General features: G+C 61.5%; 11 protein-coding genes. 4 read left to right on the forward strand and 7 right to left on the reverse strand.

Annotated features, from left to right (window positions below):
• Positions 1-78: 78 nt before the first annotated feature.
• From clpA to CW354_RS22495, 3 genes are all read right to left on the reverse strand, one after another.
• Complete coding sequence (clpA, locus tag CW354_RS22485) at positions 79-2409, reverse strand: ATP-dependent Clp protease ATP-binding subunit ClpA (protein WP_104832337.1); 2331 nt, start codon at positions 2407-2409, stop codon at positions 79-81.
• A gap of 5 nt (positions 2410-2414) precedes the next feature.
• Entirely contained in the window at positions 2415-2756 is a 342-nt protein-coding gene (clpS, locus tag CW354_RS22490; RefSeq protein ID WP_104832338.1) for an ATP-dependent Clp protease adapter ClpS, read from the reverse strand.
• A gap of 208 nt (positions 2757-2964) precedes the next feature.
• Positions 2965-3408, reverse strand: coding sequence for a phasin family protein (locus CW354_RS22495; protein ID WP_165793905.1), 444 nt, complete (start codon positions 3406-3408; stop codon positions 2965-2967).
• 389 nt (positions 3409-3797) lie between these two features.
• Here CW354_RS22495 and CW354_RS22500 point away from each other — a divergent pair, with 389 nt between their 5' ends.
• Positions 3798-5216: a D-alanyl-D-alanine carboxypeptidase family protein gene (locus CW354_RS22500; RefSeq protein WP_165793906.1), complete on the forward strand. Its 1419-nt coding sequence runs from the start codon at positions 3798-3800 to the stop codon at positions 5214-5216.
• On the opposite strand, the gene CW354_RS22505 is transcribed toward CW354_RS22500, so the two are convergent.
• On the reverse strand, positions 5213-6265 hold the full coding sequence (locus CW354_RS22505; RefSeq protein WP_104832341.1) for a phytase: 1053 nt from the start codon (positions 6263-6265) through the stop codon (positions 5213-5215). The genes CW354_RS22500 and CW354_RS22505 overlap by 4 nt on opposite strands.
• A 107-nt stretch (positions 6266-6372) precedes the next feature.
• A complete protein-coding gene (locus CW354_RS22510; RefSeq protein ID WP_104832342.1) occupies positions 6373-9210 on the reverse strand; it encodes a TonB-dependent receptor in 2838 nt (945 codons plus the stop codon).
• Positions 9211-9419: 209 nt separating this feature from the next.
• Here CW354_RS22510 and acs point away from each other — a divergent pair, with 209 nt between their 5' ends.
• From acs to asnB, 3 genes are all read left to right on the forward strand, one after another.
• Positions 9420-11363, forward strand: coding sequence for an acetate--CoA ligase (gene acs, locus CW354_RS22515; protein ID WP_104832343.1), 1944 nt, complete (start codon positions 9420-9422; stop codon positions 11361-11363).
• A 231-nt stretch (positions 11364-11594) separates the two neighbouring features.
• A complete protein-coding gene (gene xrtA, locus CW354_RS22520) occupies positions 11595-13115 on the forward strand; it encodes an exosortase A (RefSeq protein ID WP_104832344.1) in 1521 nt (506 codons plus the stop codon).
• A 5-nt stretch (positions 13116-13120) separates the two neighbouring features.
• Positions 13121-14998, forward strand: coding sequence for an asparagine synthase (glutamine-hydrolyzing) (gene asnB, locus CW354_RS22525; RefSeq protein WP_104832345.1), 1878 nt, complete (start codon positions 13121-13123; stop codon positions 14996-14998).
• On the opposite strand, the gene CW354_RS22530 is transcribed toward asnB, so the two are convergent.
• Positions 14995-16071 carry a GNAT family N-acetyltransferase gene (locus CW354_RS22530; RefSeq protein ID WP_165793907.1) on the reverse strand — a complete coding sequence of 359 codons (1077 nt, stop codon included), beginning with the start codon at positions 16069-16071 and terminating at the stop codon, positions 14995-14997. The genes asnB and CW354_RS22530 overlap by 4 nt on opposite strands.
• On the reverse strand, positions 16064-17182 hold the full coding sequence (locus CW354_RS22535) for a glycosyltransferase family 4 protein (protein WP_104832347.1): 1119 nt from the start codon (positions 17180-17182) through the stop codon (positions 16064-16066). Before CW354_RS22535 ends, CW354_RS22530 begins: the two co-directional genes overlap by 8 nt.
• Positions 17183-17219 lie beyond the last annotated feature (37 nt).

The following is a 17219-nucleotide window of genomic DNA, read 5'->3' on the forward strand; positions in this document are numbered from 1 at the left end:
TCGCGCAGGCAGCTGCAAACTCCTGATGCAAAAACGCCGGGCCTGAGCCCGGCGTTTTTTTGCCTGCTGTTTTAAACGCTATTCCATCAAAGCCGGCACATTGGCGTCGCCGCCGCCGTCGCCCGGTTTGTCTCCGCCCTGCTCGTCGGGAAGATATTCGAACGCGAGTTTCGACTCGTCGTTCTCATCCACCATGACGCGCACGACGCCGCCGTCTTTCAGCGCGCCGAAGAGAATTTCGTCGGCGATGGGCTTCTTCACATGCTCCTGAATGACGCGGGCGAGCGGGCGGGCGCCCATCTCGTCGTCGAAGCCGCGTTCGGCGAGCCATTTGGTCGCCGCCTCCGTCAGCTCGAAGGTGACGCCGCGATCGGCAAGCTGGGCTTCAAGCTGCAGGACGAACTTCTCGACGATGCGGTTGATGATCGCCGGCGACAGGCCGGCGAACTCGATGACCGCGTCGAGGCGGTTGCGGAATTCCGGCGTGAACATCCGCTTGATCGCTTCTTCGGTCTCATCGATCTTTTTGCCGCCCTGGAAACCGATGACGTTTTTCGCCGCATCCTGGGCGCCCGCATTGGTGGTCATGATGACGATCACATTGCGGAAATCGACCTTGCGGCCGTTGGCGTCGGTAAGCTGGCCGTTGTCCATCACCTGGAGGAGAATGTTGAAGATCTCCGGATGCGCCTTCTCGATTTCGTCGAGCAGGAGGACGCAATGGGGATGCTGGTCGATGGCGTCGGTCAGAAGACCGCCCTGATCGAAGCCGACATAGCCCGGCGGCGCGCCGATGAGGCGCGAGACCGTGTGCCGCTCCATATATTCGGACATGTCGAAGCGCACGAGCTCGACGCCCATGACCATGCCGAGCTGCTTGGCGACTTCGGTTTTGCCGACGCCCGTGGGCCCGGCGAAGAGATATGAACCGATAGGCTTGTTGGGTTCGCGCAGCCCCGCACGGCTCAGCTTGATCGCCGCGGCGAGCTGATCGATCGCCTTGTCCTGACCGAAGACGACCCGGCGCAGATCTTCGCCCAGCTTGGCGAGCCGTTCGGTATCCGACTTGGAAACGGATTTCGGCGGGATGCGCGCCATCTTGGCGATCACTTCCTCGATCTGGGCTTCGTCGATGGTTTCCACGCGCTTGTCGGCGGGGAACAGCATCTGCCGCGCGCCCGCCTCGTCGATGACGTCGATGGCCTTATCGGGCAGCTTGCGGTCGGTCATGTATTTCGACGACAGCTCCGCCGCCGCGATGATCGCATCGTCGGTGTATTTCAGCTTGTGATGCTCCTCGAAATAAGGCTTCAGCCCCATGAGAATCTTCACCGTGTCGTCTTTCGACGGCTCGACAACGTCGATCTTCTGGAAGCGGCGGGCGAGCGCCCGGTCCTTTTCGAAATGCTGACGGTATTCCTTGTAGGTGGTCGAACCCATGCAGCGCAGCGCGCCGGATTGCAGCGCGGGCTTTAAAAGATTCGACGCATCCATGGCGCCGCCGGACGTCGCCCCGGCGCCGATAACCGTGTGGATCTCGTCGATGAAGAGGATCGCGTCCTCATGGTCTTCGAGTTCTTTCAGCACCGCCTTGATGCGCTCTTCGAAATCGCCGCGATAGCGCGTGCCGGCGAGGAGCGCGCCCATGTCGAGCGCATAGATGGTGGAGTTCGCCAGAACCTCAGGCACTTCTTCGTCGACGATCTTGCGCGCAAGGCCTTCGGCGATGGCGGTCTTGCCGACGCCGGGATCGCCGACCAGGAGCGGATTGTTCTTGCGCCGGCGGCACAGGACCTGGATCGAGCGCTCGACTTCCGGCTCGCGGCCGATCAGGGGATCGATCTTGCCGGAGCGGGCCTTGGCGTTCAAATCGACGCAATAGGCCTCAAGCGCGCTTTCCTGCTTGCCGCCCTGCGCGGCTTCGGCTTCTTCATTGGCACCGCGGGGCGAGCGCGGCTGGCTTTCGCCGGGCCGCTTGGCGATGCCGTGGGAAATGTAATTCACCGCATCGAAACGGCTCATGTCCTGCGCCTGCAGGAAATGCGCGGCGTGGGATTCGCGCTCGGCGAAGAGCGCGACGAGCACATTGGCGCCGGTCACTTCCTCGCGGCCCGAAGACTGAACATGGATGACCGCGCGCTGGATCACCCGCTGGAAGCTCGGCGTCGGTTTCGCCTGTTCGCCGTTTTCCAGCTTCAGATTGGCGAGATCGTTTTCGATGAATTCGTAAAGCTGGCGGCGAAGGAGTTCGATATCCACATTGCAGGCGCGCAAGACGGCCGCCGCATCGCGGTCGTCGGTAAGCGCCAGAAGAAGGTGTTCGAGCGTCGCCAGTTCGTGATCGCGCTCCGTCGCCAGCGCAATCGCGCTGTGCAGGGCTTCGTCTAAAGTTCTACTGAAGGACGCCATGGAGCCTACTCCCGTTCCATCGTGCATTGCAGCGGATGCTGGTTGCGCCGCGACAGCTCCATCACCTGCGCCACCTTGGTCTCCGCAATTTCATATGTATAGACGCCGCAAACGCCCACCCCGGACTGATGGACGTGCAGCATGATCCGCACCGCCTCTTCCGGGTCTTTCTTGAACACGGCCTGAAGCAGCCACACGACGAATTCCTGCGGCGTGTAGTCGTCATTCAGGAGAAGCACCTTGTAGAGCGAAGGCCGTTTGGTCTTCGGCGCAGTCTTCGAAACGACGCCGACGCCCTGCCCCGGGCCGGTTCCGCCTTCCTGATCCTGATCGTTGTCTTCAGCCATAGTCCTTCAGTTTCTGCATTGCGCTGGCGCTTTGCAACCGCAAAACACCGCCTCGATTAGTAGATAAGTAGTCGGCCCGGGTTGAAAAGACGCAAATTTTCTGCGGGCCGGTAAACTTAATGTTCCCACAGCGCACGAATCGAATGGGCCCGGCGATACGCACCGGGCCCATTCACGCAACAGGCACTAAAAACGGGTGTTTCAGGTCTTACGGACGGTAAGACTGAATTTTTTCGACAAGCTCGGTGTAACGCGCCGTCAGGGGCTCCGTCGCATCTTTCGCCGTCGACGCGCAAATATCGGCCACCTTGTTGATTTGGCCGAGATTTTTCTCAACCGACGTCTTCATGAAATCGCTGTTGAGCTCGAGGGCTTCCTGCAGCGTTTTCGCCGAGGTGGCGGCTTTGGCGTTCGAGACCGTGTCTTCAAACGCGGCCTTGGAAAAGGCCGTGCTTTCGCTCGTCAGCTTCTCAAAGCCTTTGGCGAACGCGCCGGCCGAGGCCATCAGGGCATTCAGCGATTCTTTCTGGAAATCCGCGAAGGACGTCATGCCTTCGGCGAATTTTTCATACCCTTCCTTGAAGGTGTCCGGGCTGAAGGCCGTCATGTCGAAGGCTTCAGCGCCAGTGGCGGTTTTCTTGGCTGCGGCCATCTTCATCTCCCTGCGATTCTTATCGCTAAGCTATTGAAATAAATGGTGCTCTATACACAAGAGCGCCTTTTGTGCAGTGCAACATATGGACGGTTGCGCCCTTCGTCAAGGGAAATTTTGCTGCAGCGCACAATTTTTATTTCGGCTATAACAGTAAAACTTTCGTTAACGGTCCGTTTACCGCGATCGCCGATCCTTTGTGCCGCCGCGAGACATGAAAACCGGCGAGCGGCACGGCGTTTGCTCCTGTCGGACAGGCGTCTTCCGGCGGCGGAAGGCGACTGGCCTTGCAAGGGGCGAGAGGGCGATCTGAACGCCGATTTTTTGCGGGGGCGCGTCTTCCGAATATTGAAAACGGCTTGGGAATGGGCGAGGCTCGTTAAATGGTCATGGCGTTTCGTAGCGTAACAGTTCTAACGCTTGCGGTGCTCGCAGCGTTCCTTTTTGCGCCACAGGCGTCCGCAAATTCCAAATACGCCGCTTATGTAATGCACGCCGATACGGGCGATGTGTTTTTCGACCGCTATTCCACCGGCCGGCGTTATCCCGCTTCGTTAACCAAGATGATGACGCTCTATCTCCTCTTTGAGGAGCTGGAAGCCGGACGCATGACGCTGGATTCGAAGATTCACGTCTCGGCCCACGCCGCCGGCCAGCCGCCGTCGAAGCTTGGCATATCCGCCGGCTCGACCATCGATGTGGACACCGCGATCAAGGCGCTGGTCGTCAAATCCGCCAATGACGTGGCCGCGGCGGTCGCCGAAGAAATTTCCGGCTCGGAATGGCGCTTCGCCAGGAAGATGACGGACAAAGCGCGCGAACTCAGCATGTGGCGCACGACGTTCCGCAACGCCTCGGGTCTCCCGAATTCGAAGCAGGTTACGACGGCGCGGGACATGGCGGTTCTCGGACGGCGCATCATCCAGGATTTCCCACAATATTTTCATTATTTCGCGGTCGAGAGCTTCTCCTGGAACGACCGGACCTACCGCACGCATAATGCGCTGGTGAAAACCTTTGACGGCGCGGACGGGCTCAAAACCGGCTATACGCGCCGCTCCGGCTTTAATCTCGTCACCACGGCGGACCGCGACGGCAACCGGCTGATCGGCGTCGTTCTTGGCGGGCGCTCCTCGCGCACCCGCGACGCGCATATGCGCAAGATCCTCAATGAGGCCTTCGCCGAGATCGACAAGAAACCGACCCTTGTCGCCGCGCTCTACCGCAAAAAGCCGAGCCCGCGCCTGAAGCCGACGCTCGTCGCCGCGCGCGCCGCAGAACACGCCGCGCCGACGGTCGCCGGCAATGACGCCATGCGCGCCGAGATCATGACCGCCGCCGCCACTCTCGGCGAGAACAAAAAAGCAGGCGATCCGACCGACAGCATCGGCGCTCTGATCGCGCAGGCCGATCCGGACGATTTCAACGAATTCGAGCGCACCCGCCTCGCCTCGGTCGACGCCCATGGCGAGCTCATCGGCCAGGGCGATACGGACAGCTTCGCCGATTACAACTGGAGCATTCAGATCGGCGCCTATTCCACCAAGGAGATGGCGCAGCACGAGCTTGAAGACGCCGTCGCCAAGGCGGGCATGAGCGATCGCGAACGCATGGTCATGCCGACGCCTATGGACGAAGGCAAAACCCTTTATCGCGCGCGCATCATCCGGCTTTCGGAAATCGAAGCCGCCGCCGGCTGCGAGACCCTGAAAGACAAGAAGGTCTCCTGTTTCATCATCTCCGACGGGGACGGCGCAACGGAGACCGCGAAAAAAGGCGCCGCGACGGCCAACGCCAATGGGCGCTAATTCGCCGCGCCAGCCTCCAATCCGGATTCCGCCGTTTCGATCAGCGTGCCGATCTCGCGCCAGTCGACAATCTTGAAATTCTGCGCCGATCCTTTGGGATCGTTGAATCCGTCCTGGGCGATGAAGACGCCTTCAGGAAAATCCGGACCAAGATCAGCGGACACCGCCTCGACGCCGTCGGTCTCTTCCGACCCGTCAATTGTTTCGCCCGGCGTGACGGCGAAGCGCGTCACGAAAGCGTTGTCGCCTTCGCGCGTGTAAACGGCGTATGAGTTGTTGCCCTGCGAAGAGGCAATGAGATAGCCGGTCCCCGGCCCCGTCTTGTAAAGCGCAAGCCCTTCCACATCCGCAGCGACGCCGCTTGCCCCGCCGACTTCGTCGATGAACGAGAGCGCGGAAAACCCGCCGCCGTCGAAAGCCGCTTTCCAGACGCCTGTCTCTTCCTCGCCGATATAGAGGACGCCCGCTTCATCGTCGAAGACGCAGCCTTCAAGCTGACTTTCAAGTTTCATCCGCGCGGCCTCGGCGCCTCCGCCCGGGCCCGCCAGCCGGTAAGCGATGAGATCGCCGGTCTTGTAAGCGACAAAGGCGAAGACATCCCCGCCCTGCGCGCCCAGGCAAAGCCCGTAGGGTTCATCCAGCAATGACGGAAAGGCCCCGCTTTCGGCGACCGCGCCGTCTTCTTCGATGGTGAAGAGGGTAACCGTATTGTCGGTGCGGTTCGAGGCGGCGGCGATGTCGCCGGTCCAGCCGTCAAGGCTCACATTCTGGCGCAGGTCCACATTGTTGAGCTTGCCCGCAGGCAGGAACTGAACCACCGCGCCTTTAAGATCGTAAACGTAAAGCCCCGCCCGTTTATCGGTGCCGAGAATGAGGCTCTCTGCTGTGTCTCCCACATTCACCCAGACCGCCGGGTCGTCCGCCGCGTCGCCCGCAGAGTTCACCGGCGCGGTTTCGCCCGCCGCATGGACAGAGGGCGCCGAAGGCCCCGCGGAAATGCAGCCGGCGGCGAGCGGCAAAAGCGCGGCGGCGGAAAATTTCAGTCTCATGAAAACCCTCTTTTCAAATAAAACAGCGGCGGACAATCTACGCGTCCGCCGCCGCTACACAACAAACATCCTCTTTCGCCTACTTTCGCGAAACGCAGAGGAACTCTTTAATATTTAAACGCCACGCCGAACTTCGCCGACCAGCCATATTGCTCATACTGAGAATTCAGCTTGCCGTAGGCGGGGCTGCGAACGAAAGCGACAAACGGCTCGTCATTGACGTTCTTGAATTCCGCAAACAGGCGGAACTGATCGGTCAGGCGGTATTTCGCCGACACGTCGATCTGCAGGTGATCGTCGACAATCCGGTCGATATCAACGCCGTTTTCGTCTTCCTGATAGGAAAGTTCGTCGAGATATTCGTCGCGATAGGTCGCCGCGAAACGCAAATCGATCGGGCCTTTTTCATAGCCGAGAATGCCGGTGGCGACATGCTTGGACTGGCCGGGAATGGTGATCTCGCGCCCGTCAATGAGCGTCGCCTCACTGTCGATATAGGTGTAGTTGGCGCCGACGATGAAGCCGTCGAGCAAACCGGGGAGGAAGTCCAGCGGCTGCTGATAGTTCAGCTCGACCCCGAACAGCGACGCGTCGGGCACGTTCACATAGGTTTCGACTTCTTCAAAGAAAATGCCGCTGACCGTGACGTCTTCGTTGATCGTCGACGTGATGAGGTCCGAAATATCCTTGTAGAAGACGCCGGCCGACAGGATCGACTTGTTGCCCGGATACCATTCGAGCGACGCGTCGAAATTGTGCGCCTTCTGGCGGTCGAGCAGCGGGTTGCCCGCCTCGCCTTCAGCGTCGTCGTCTACCAGCGTGCGCGGCGCAGCCGCTTCGAGATTCGGGCGAACGATCGTTTTGTAATAACCGAGACGGAAGACGACTTCGTCGGTCACGTCGTAACGGACATTGATGCTCGGCAGCCAGTCCGTATAGGACCGGCTGACGTCCACGGCCTGTCTGTAGACTTCATCGCCGTCGTCTTCGGCGATGAGTTCGGCGGCGGCGGGAACCGCGGCGCCCGGCTCATACGCGTTAAAGCCGGATGCGTCGTATTCGGTATGCTCCATGCGCACGCCGGCGACGACGCTGGCGCCGCCGAACTGGCGCTGCCCCATGACATAGCCGGCATAGACGTCCTCGTTGGCGAGATAATTGGCGCCCGTGGATTCGAGCGCCGTATCGACGGCGTCAAGCTCGAAGCTATCCATGTTGGAGAAGAAAAAGTCGCGGAACGCGGCCGGATCGGCGACCGGATTGATGCGGTCGAGTTCGTAATCGACCTCTGTCGCGAAATCGGTCAGAACAAGATCGTCGGCTTCATAAATGGCGAGGTCGAGATCGTAGGATTTTTCGCGCAGGCGGAATTTGGCGCCGGTTTTGACATAGCCGGGCGCGCCGAACATATCGACATCGACGCGAAGATTGGTTTGGAAAGCGTATTCCTTGTCTTTGGCGATGCCATTGGTGTGCTCTACCCCGTCGAATTCGTAATTGTCCGGGTCGTAATAGGCCGCCTCCGCTGCCGCATCGGGGAAAACCAGCGTCGGCAGGATCGTGTCTGAAACATCGACGCCGAATAGGCCTCCTTCGAACTCTGCGCGGAAGTCGGCGTCAATACGGTCAGGCTCGCTCTCTTCCGCGTAGGAATAGGCGGCCGAAGCATCGAAGGAGACGGCGTCCTTGGCGAATTCGAAACCGCCTATGAAAGAGTAAATCAGCTGATCTTCGTAGCGGTCTTTCACGTCGCGATCGACTTCGTAAGGATCGTCGTCGCCGGCGTCGACCACAGCCACGGAACCGCTGCTCGTATCGCTGAAGCTGGGGTCGCCGAATTTGTTTTCGACGCGGCTGCGATATTCCTGGTCGGAAAAGTCGGAATAGAGACCGTGCGCATAAAGCAGGAGATTGTCGTTCGCCTGGAAATCGAGATTGAGCGCCGCGGAAAACCGCTTGCGCGTCACCTGATAATCGCGAAGCTCGAGTTCTTCCGGGTAAATGACGGCCTCATCGAGGATCCATTCGCCGTCATTCTCCTTGTTTTCGGAGCCGAATTTTCGCTTTTGATAGGCGAGCGTGCCGGCGACGCCGAGACGGCCGTCAAGGAAATTGTCGGCGAAAGCGCCGGAATAACGCTGGCCGAACTCATCGACCTGGTTGGTGTAGATGCCGGCGGCTTTCAGCTTGAAGAGCAGGTCTTTCTGGTCGAGGCCGGACAGGGTCGTGATTTCGACATTGCCGCCAATGGAATCGCCGTCCACATCCGGGGTCAGCGATTTGGTGATGGTGATGCTGGAGAGGATGTCCGAGTCGATGACGTCGAGCGGCACTTGGCGCTGGTCGGAATCCGGCGACGGCAGGCGCACGCCGTTGACGGTCGTCGTCACGAAGTTCGGATTGGCGCCGCGGATCGAGACATAGCGGCCTTCGCCCTGGTCGTTCTGGATGTTGACGCCGACGGCCCGGCGCGCCGCTTCCGCGACGTTTTCGTCGGGCAATTGGCCGACCGCGTCGGACGACAGGACGGTGATCACTTTGTCGGAGGACTTTTGCTGGCTGAGCGCGGAATTAAGGGCGCCGCGCTGGCCGATCACGAGGACGTTGTCGATGACCGCCACGTCGCCGCCAAGGCTGATATTCTGGCGAACGGTTGCGTCTTCGCTCGGCACCGAGAGGCTGACCGTCGTGCTTTCCGCGCCGACATAGCTGAAGATCAGCGTGTATTGACCGGCCGGGACATTCGCGAAGCGATATTCGCCGGCGCGGTTTGTCGATGTCGTCGCGCCGGTTTCGGCGAGGCGTACAGTGGCGCCTTCAAGCGAGACGCTTTCGGTCTGGTCGCTGACGCGGCCTTCGATCACGCCTGCCAGCGCGGGCAGCGGCGCCAAAGCAGCCACAGCGATGACGGACGCCGCCGAAGCGGAGTGAAGAGAACGGTTCATGAATAGCCCCACCAAAATACTTACGAGGCCGGGCCATGCCCGTTTTTTGTAACGAGACCGTGACGGCTTGGTAACGAAAATGTAAAACTGGCGTTCGCCCCCATGTTAGATTTACACATGGGGGCGGATTAGCTGAGACAAAGCGCACCATTTGCGCACAAAGCCCGCTTCAACTAATCTCCGCCGCAATTTTTCGGGAGAAGAAACGAATGTCGCACGACGCCATCATCAAAGTGAATGAAGCCATCGCCAAAGACGCGCTTGTCGATAAAGACAAGGCCGCCGCCATGCGCGCCGAGGCGGAAAAGGACCCGGAAACGTTCTGGGCCGGCGTCGCAGCGCGCCTCGACTGGTCGAAGCCGTTCACCAAGGTGAAGGACGTCTCCTTCGATGCGAGCGATCTGCACATTCGCTGGTTCTATGACGGGGAGCTCAACGCCTGCGTCAACTGTCTCGACCGTCACCTGCCGGAAAAGGCGAACGACGTCGCGATCATCTGGGAGAGCGACGATCCGGGCGTCGACAAGAAAATCACCTATGCGGAAGCCTTCGAAGAAACATGCCGCATGGCGAATGTCCTGAAGGCGCGCGGCGTGAAGAAAGGCGACCGCGTCGTCATCTACATGCCGATGATCCCCGAGGCCGCTTACGCCATGCTCGCCTGCGCGCGCATCGGCGCGGTTCATTCCGTCGTCTTCGGCGGCTTCTCCCCGGACGCGCTGGCGAGCCGCATTGAGGACTGCGGCGCGAGCGCCGTCATCACCGCCGATGAAGGCGTGCGCGGCGGCAAGACCGTGCCCCTGAAAGCCAATGTGGACAAGGCGCTTGAAAAGGCGCCCGACGTGCGCGCCGTTCTCGTGGTCGAACGCACCAGGGCGGACATCCCGATGAAGGCGGGGCGCGACCTCTACTGGTACGCCGAAGCCCGCGACGACGTCTCGCCCGAATGCCCCGCCGAAGCGGTGAACGCCGAGGACACGCTTTTTATTCTGTATACGTCTGGCTCCACCGGAAAACCGAAAGGCGTCCTGCACACCACCGGCGGTTATCTCGCTTACGCCGCCTACACCTATGAGATGGTGTTCGATTACAAGCCCGGTGAAATTTACTGGTGCACCGCGGATGTGGGCTGGGTCACGGGCCATTCCTATATCGTCTATGGACCGCTGGCGAACGGCGCGACGACGCTGATCTTCGAAGGCGTGCCCACCTATCCGGACGCCTCGCGCTTCTGGCGGGTGATCGAAAAGCACAAGGTGAACATCTTCTACACCGCGCCGACGGCGCTCCGCGCCCTGATGCGCGAAGGCGACGACTGGGTGAAAAAGGCGGACCGGTCTTCCTTGCGTCTTCTAGGGTCGGTGGGCGAGCCGATCAATCCGGAAGCCTGGATGTGGTATTACGAAGTCGTCGGCGACAGCAAACATCCGATCGTCGACACCTGGTGGCAGACGGAAACCGGCGGCATTTTGATCTCGCCCCTGCCCGGCGCGACGGATTTGAAACCCGGCTCGGCGACGCAGCCGCTGCCCGGCGTGTTCCCGGCCATCGTCGACGCCAACGGCAATTTCCTCGAGGGCGCCTGCGAAGGCAATCTCGTCATAACCGATTCATGGCCCGGCCAGATGCGCACGGTCTATGGCGACCATCAGCGTTTCATCGACACCTATTTCAAAACCTATCCCGGCATGTATTTCACCGGCGACGGCGTCCGCCGCGACGCCGACGGCTATTACTGGATCACCGGCCGCGTCGACGACGTCATCAACGTCTCCGGCCACCGCATGGGCACGGCGGAAGTCGAGGCCGCCATCGACGAGCATCCCCTCGTCGTGGAATCCGCCGTCGTCGGCTTTCCTCACGACGTCAAGGGCCAGGGCATTTACGCTTATGTGACGCTGCATGCGACGGACGAGCCCTCCGAGGCGCTGGAAAAGGAAATCGTCGAAACCGTGCGCCAGGAGATCGGGCCGATTGCGAAACCGGACCATATCCATTTCACGCCGGGCCTGCCGAAAACCCGCTCCGGCAAGATCATGCGCCGCATCTTAAGAAAGATCGCGGAAAACGAGTTCGGCGCCCTTGGCGACACCTCGACGCTGGCCGATCCGGGGGTCGTCGATGCGCTGATCGAAGGCCGCAAAAACCGTTAAACAAACCTAACGGCGCGCGATGCAATCATCCTTCGCGACGCCCGATTCCCTCATTCCAAGGGTTGGGTCTGTATCGCGTGCGTTACAGACCCGATGTCGCGAAGAACGAGGAAATCGGGCTCCTCAGGATGAGGACTTTGTCATAAACTTAGCCTTGCAAGGCGGTTATTCTTAACAAACCGGAAACGCCGTCTCTTTAGTCTCTGGGCGAAGCTGAGCGCCGGGAGACCGATGGCTATCGCCGCAGACTTTTCGCATGCGCGCCGCAGCGACTGGAGCCTTCCGGTCGCGGCCTACGGCCTGTTCGCGATTGTAGCCGGCCTGGCGCTGCATCCGGCGGCGCTTTCCATGGCGAAAACCTGGCTTTCCTCCTCGACCTATCATCACGGCGTCGCGGTCGCGCCGCTGGCGCTATTGATGATCCTGTCGCGCCCGCGCATCGATCCGGCGACCGGTCCGTCTTTTCTCCTCGGCGTCATCGCCGCCGCGCTTGTCTGGCTTGCCGGTCATGCGGCGGGCGTCGCTCTTGTGGAGCAATTCGCCTTTGTCAGCCTGTTGATCGCCGGCGCTGGCGTCTTTTTCGGCGCCGCCGCTTTCCGGCTGTGGGCGCTGCCGCTTCTCTTTCTTTATTTCATGGTTCCTTTCGGGGAAATCCTGATCCCGTTTCTGCAACAGGCGACGGCCGGCTCGGTCGTGACCTTGCTCAATCTCGTCGGCCTTTCATCGACGATAATTGACGGCGTTCTCATCAAAACCCCGGCGGGGCTTTTCCAAATCGCCGAGGCTTGCGCCGGTTTGAATTTCCTCCTCGCGGCGCTGATGATCGCGTATATCTATGCCTGTCAGGTTTTGCCGTCCTTGCGCGCGCGTCTTGTCTTTCTCTTCATTGCGACGCTGATCGCGCTCGCCGCAAATTTCCTGCGCGTCTTTGTGGTGATCCTCATCGCGGACCTTTCCGGCATGGCGCTGGCCGTTGGGCCGGACCATTGGGTCATCGGTCTTGTGTTTTACGGCGCGGTGTTTTTCGTCCTGTTCTGGATCGGCGCGAAGATGAAAAAACCACGGGACGTTTTTCCCGAGCATGCGCCGGTCATGGCGCGCCGTCCCTGGCGGGGAACGCTCGCCGTCCTCGCCTTCGTTCCGGTGCTCCTCGCCGCCTTTTATGCAAAAGTCGTTGTCGATGTGACGCCGCCCACCGGCGCTGCCGAAGTCTCGGTTTTCAATGCGCCGGGCTGGCGCATTCTTTCCGGCCCGCAAAACTGGACGCCCGCCATCGACGCCGACCGCATGCGCGTCTACACCTATGAAAGGAACGGCGAACGCGTTTATGTGGGCCTCGCCGGCTTCACCCATGACCGGCGCGCGCGCGAAATCGTCAATACGCAAAACAGCGCCGCCGGCGGCGACTGGCGGCGCATCGCGGGCGAAGAAGACGTCGTTTATCTCTTCGGGGAGTCGCGCGCGGTTCCGCTGGAAATTTTCGCAGGCCCCCAGCGCCGCCGTCTTTTGACCCTGACGGCCTATTGGCGCGGCGACGAGGTTTACACCGATCCGCTGGCCTTCAAAGCCGCCCAGATGAAAGACAAGCTCAAAGGCGCGAATCCGCCGGGCGGCGTCATCGTCATCGCCTCGGACTATGCGGGCGAGCCTTCCAAGGCCCTGAACCGCATCCGCGCCTTCACCGGCGATGTGGAGCGCTTCTCCGCCTGGCGCGCGCGCCACAGCAGCTTTCAAAACGGCGGCGTGCGCTAGACACCATGTGCGGCATTGCGGGCATTTTCGATCTGAACGGCGAACGCGACATCGACCGCGATGCATTAAAGCGCATGACGGACGCGCTCACCCATCGCGGGCCCGACGGCGAAGGCTGTTTCGTCGCGCCGGGCGCCGGCTTCGGCCATCGCCGGCTCGCCATTATTGATCGCGAAGGCGGCGCGCAGCCCTTTCACGCCCAGACCGGCGGCGCCGTCCTCACTTACAATGGCGAGATTTATAATTATCAGGCGCTCGCCAAAACGCTTGCCGGCGTCTCTTTCAAAACCCGGTCGGACACGGAGCTTCTCGCCGAAGGCCTCGCACTGAAAGGCGCGGATTTTCTTCACGAGCTGCACGGCATGTTCGCTTTCGGTTTTTACGAGCCCGAAAAGAAGCGCCTGACGCTCGCCCGCGACCGGCTCGGCGAGCGCCCGCTTTATTATGCGGAAACCCGCGACGGATTTCTCCTTTTCGCCTCGGAAATCGGCGCCCTTCTCGCATCGGGGCTTGTGGACGCAGCGCTCGATCCGCGCGCCGTCGCCGATTATTTTTATTACGGTTATGTCCCCGATCCGAAGACCATCTATCGCAGCATCTACAAGCTGGCGCCCGCGCACAAGCTGATCGCCGAGCGCGGCCAGACGCCCCGCATAGAGCGTTATTGGCGCCCCGTCTTCGCCGACGCCGCGGCGGCCCCTTTCGAAGAAGCCGCGGACATGCTGCGCGCCAAGATCGACGACGCGGTGAAGTTGCAAATGCTGTCCGATGCGCCGCTCGGGGCGTTTCTGTCCGGCGGCGTCGATTCCGCCAGCATCGTTTCTTCCATGGCCGAAACCGGCGCCCGGCCCGTCGCCTGCACCATCGGCTTTGACGAAGCAGGCCATGACGAACGCGAAGCCGCGCGCGAAATCGCGGAGAAATTCGGCGCCGTCCATTATGAAGAGCTCGCCGATTGCGAGACGGCGGCGCTAATCGACAAAGTCGCGGCCGCCATGGGCGAGCCCTTCGCCGACGCTTCGGCATTGCCGTCTTATCTCGTGGCGCAAGCCGCGCGCCGCCACGTCACCGTCGCGCTCACCGGGGACGGCGGCGATGAAGTCTTCGCCGGCTACAGGCGCTATCCGTTCTTTCTCGCCGAGGAAAAAATGCGCGACCTTGCGCCCGCGCCCTTGCGCGCCGGCGTTTTCGGACCGCTCGGCGCGGCCTATCCGAAACTCGACTGGGCGCCGCGTTATCTGCGCGCCAAGACCACCTTTCAGGCGATGGCGCGTTCGAGCGCTGAAGGCTACGCCGCCGCCGCCGCGATCAACCTGCCCTCGCGCATCGACGTGATTTTCAATCCCGATTTCAAACGCGCCCTCGCCGGCTATGAACCGGAATCGGTCATGAGCGCCGCCATGGCGGATGCAGGAACCGAAGAGCCGCTCGCCCGCGCGCAATATGCCGATCTTATGACCTGGCTGCCGGGACGGATGCTCGTCAAGGCCGACCGCACATCGATGGCGCACGGGCTCGAAACGCGGCCGCCCCTGCTCGATCACAGGCTCGTGGAATGGGCCGGCGCGCTTCCCGCGGACTACAAGCTCACGGGCATGGACGGAAAACGCATCCTGAAAGCGGCCTTCACGCCGCGGCTTGGGCCCGATTACGTCGCCCGCAAGAAACAGGGCTTTGCACCGCCGCTGAAAGACTGGATGCGCCGCAAGCAGGGCAATCCGGCCATGCGGCTCAACGCCTCGCGGGCGTGGCGCGAAAGCGGCTTGTTCGATGAAAAAGCGGTCGAGGCGATGATCGCATCGCATAAAAGCGGCGGCGCCGACTGCGCCCAGGAAATCTGGAGCATCATCATGTTCGACGCGTTTTTGCGCAAGGCGCGCTAACCTTTGACGCGCGCGCGCAGCCGGTTGCGCCAGGTCGGGCGCTCGACCACGAAAGAGGTCAGGATGGTTTCCGGATCGCCGAGCCGCGCCTTGTATTCCTCTTCGCCGGCGAGGAGGTCGTAAGCCTCGAAGCCCTTGTCCTGATAAAACTGCGCCGCGAGCGCATGGGCGACAAAGCCGGGCGAAACGCGGTTGTCGTCTTCTATGTTAAAGCCGCTTTGATAATTCATGACGCGCTTGCCGTGCACGAAATTATAGAGAACGGCGAAAGTCTCACCCCCTGCGCTCACTTCAAAAAGATGCAGGTTTTCCGGCGCATGAGCCCGGAGCCGCTCGTGAAAACTTTTCAGATGCGGATTGGCGAAAACGCCTTCCCGCCCCCTTGCCCGCCAGCGCTGCTGGTGCAGCTCTTTCAGCTTTTCAAAGGCGGCCTTCTTTTCCTCCGCCGTTTGCGCAAGCCGTGTCTTGATCCCGCCGCGCTCTTCATAAAGCGCGATGGACCGGCGGATTTTCGTCTGCAGGGATTTGCTGAGCCCGGCGATGAAATCCGTGCTCCCGAGCTCGCAGACGTAAACCGGCTGTTCGCGCAGGACGCGGGCGGAAAAGCCGCGCCCCGCCGCCGCCGACAGGACCGTCGATGTCATGCGCATGCGCGCATTGCGGAAAACAAACCCGTCGGCATCGGTAAAATAATTCATGATCGCGCCCGCGGCTTTGGTCCTGAGACCGCCGGAGGGACGCGGCGCGAGGAAGTCGAGATATTCCGGGTAGATCGCATCGCGGGCCGGGTCGCCGAATTCCTGGAACCAGACTTCACGAAGCCCCAGTCCCATGGTCTTGCGCTTCGGCGCAGCGAAAGCGCCCATCAGCTTTGGGGCGCCGTTTTCGGAGACTTCGACCCGGTAAAGCTCCGCGCCCTCCGGCGCGCCGGCAAGCCAGGCGGTCATCCATTCCGGCGACTGGAAAAAACCGGCGTCGGGGCAACTCGCATAAAGCTGCGTCCATTCGGCGAGGAAAGCGTCGTGGTCCTCAAGCGGCGCGACCACGGCTTTTACATCAGGGGCTTCATCCATGGCGGCCTTGCACATCCTCGAATAGCGCGCGACAGGCGGCGATCATGCGGTCCTGCGAAAACGCCTCCCTCGCCTTGCGCTTGTTGGCGGCGCCGATGGCGGCCCGCGCCGACGGATTTTGCAGCATCTGCGCGAGAGCGTGGGCGTAGGCTTCATCGTCGCCGACAGGCGTAATGTAGGGGAGATTCTCTTCCGCCACCATCTCAGCGATGTCCCCCACGCCCGTCGCGACAACGGGAAGCCCCGCCGCCATCGCCTCCATCAGGCTCAACGGGGCCTGCTCCGTATCCGAGGACAAGGCGAAGACATCGAATCGGGCATAGGCGTCCGCCGCGTCCGCCGTAGGGCCCGGCAGGGAAATCCGCGGGTCGTCCTTCGCCGCCTGCCTGAGGGCGTCAAGCTCCGGCCCGGCGCCGAAAATCTCGAGCCGCGCGCGCCCTTCATAGTCCGCGGCGCGAAACACGGCGATCAGCCGGCGGTAATTCTTCTCCGGGCGAAGCGCGGCGAGCGAGCCCACCACAAGCGCGTCATTATGGCCGCGCTTGCCGCCCTGCAGCCTGTCGAAATCGACGCCGTTCCCGATGCGCCGCACGGATTTGAGCCCCCATTGTTCCGCCGCCGTTTTTTCAAGCGCGCGCGAGGGGACGACCACGGGCGTCTTTTTCAACAGCCGGCGCCGGGCGCGCACCCGGCGGGGACGCTGCCGGTCGATGGTTTCGTCGGGGCCGAAGCCGTCTTCGAAATGCACATGGGGAACACGCGGGCCGAGTTTGTTGGCGACAACGGTCTCCATGGATCCCCAATTATAGGTGCACAGAATATCCGGATCTTCCTCGCGGAGGAGACCCCGCAAACGCCAGATATTCGAAAGGCTGAGGCCCGATGATTTTTTCAGGATCAGCGTTCTGAACTTGGCCTTCACGCTTTCGTCGAACAGCGCCCGCGCGGCATGATCGCCGTCAAGGGCGACAATCACATGCCGATAGCCCGTCCCAAGACCGCGGGCGAGCGCGGCAAGCCGGGCCTGCTGGCCGCCGAAGGAAAAGCTCGGAAAGACATGCAGCAGAACCGTTTCCCCTGACGGCCCGCCGCTTGAGGCTGCGTCCTGCATGCCGGTTGATGTGACAGGTTTCGCGTGTCCGCGCAAA

This window comes from Hyphococcus luteus, from assembly GCF_002943565.1.
GTDB lineage: Bacteria > Pseudomonadota > Alphaproteobacteria > Caulobacterales > Parvularculaceae > Hyphococcus > Hyphococcus luteus.

Coding starts and splice junctions, on each gene's coding strand:
- clpA (WP_104832337.1), bottom strand. CDS start 2,409: ATGGCGTCCTTCAGTAGAACTTTAGACGAAGCCCTGCACAGCGCGATT.
- CW354_RS22505 (WP_104832341.1), bottom strand. CDS start 6,265: ATGAGACTGAAATTTTCCGCCGCCGCGCTTTTGCCGCTCGCCGCCGGC.
- acs (WP_104832343.1), top strand. CDS start 9,420: ATGTCGCACGACGCCATCATCAAAGTGAATGAAGCCATCGCCAAAGAC.
- CW354_RS22495 (WP_165793905.1), bottom strand. CDS start 3,408: ATGGCCGCAGCCAAGAAAACCGCCACTGGCGCTGAAGCCTTCGACATG.
- xrtA (WP_104832344.1), top strand. CDS start 11,595: ATGGCTATCGCCGCAGACTTTTCGCATGCGCGCCGCAGCGACTGGAGC.
- clpS (WP_104832338.1), bottom strand. CDS start 2,756: ATGGCTGAAGACAACGATCAGGATCAGGAAGGCGGAACCGGCCCGGGG.
- asnB (WP_104832345.1), top strand. CDS start 13,121: ATGTGCGGCATTGCGGGCATTTTCGATCTGAACGGCGAACGCGACATC.
- CW354_RS22510 (WP_104832342.1), bottom strand. CDS start 9,210: ATGAACCGTTCTCTTCACTCCGCTTCGGCGGCGTCCGTCATCGCTGTG.
- CW354_RS22530 (WP_165793907.1), bottom strand. CDS start 16,071: ATGGATGAAGCCCCTGATGTAAAAGCCGTGGTCGCGCCGCTTGAGGAC.
- CW354_RS22535 (WP_104832347.1), bottom strand. CDS start 17,182: ATGCAGGACGCAGCCTCAAGCGGCGGGCCGTCAGGGGAAACGGTTCTG.
- CW354_RS22500 (WP_165793906.1), top strand. CDS start 3,798: ATGGCGTTTCGTAGCGTAACAGTTCTAACGCTTGCGGTGCTCGCAGCG.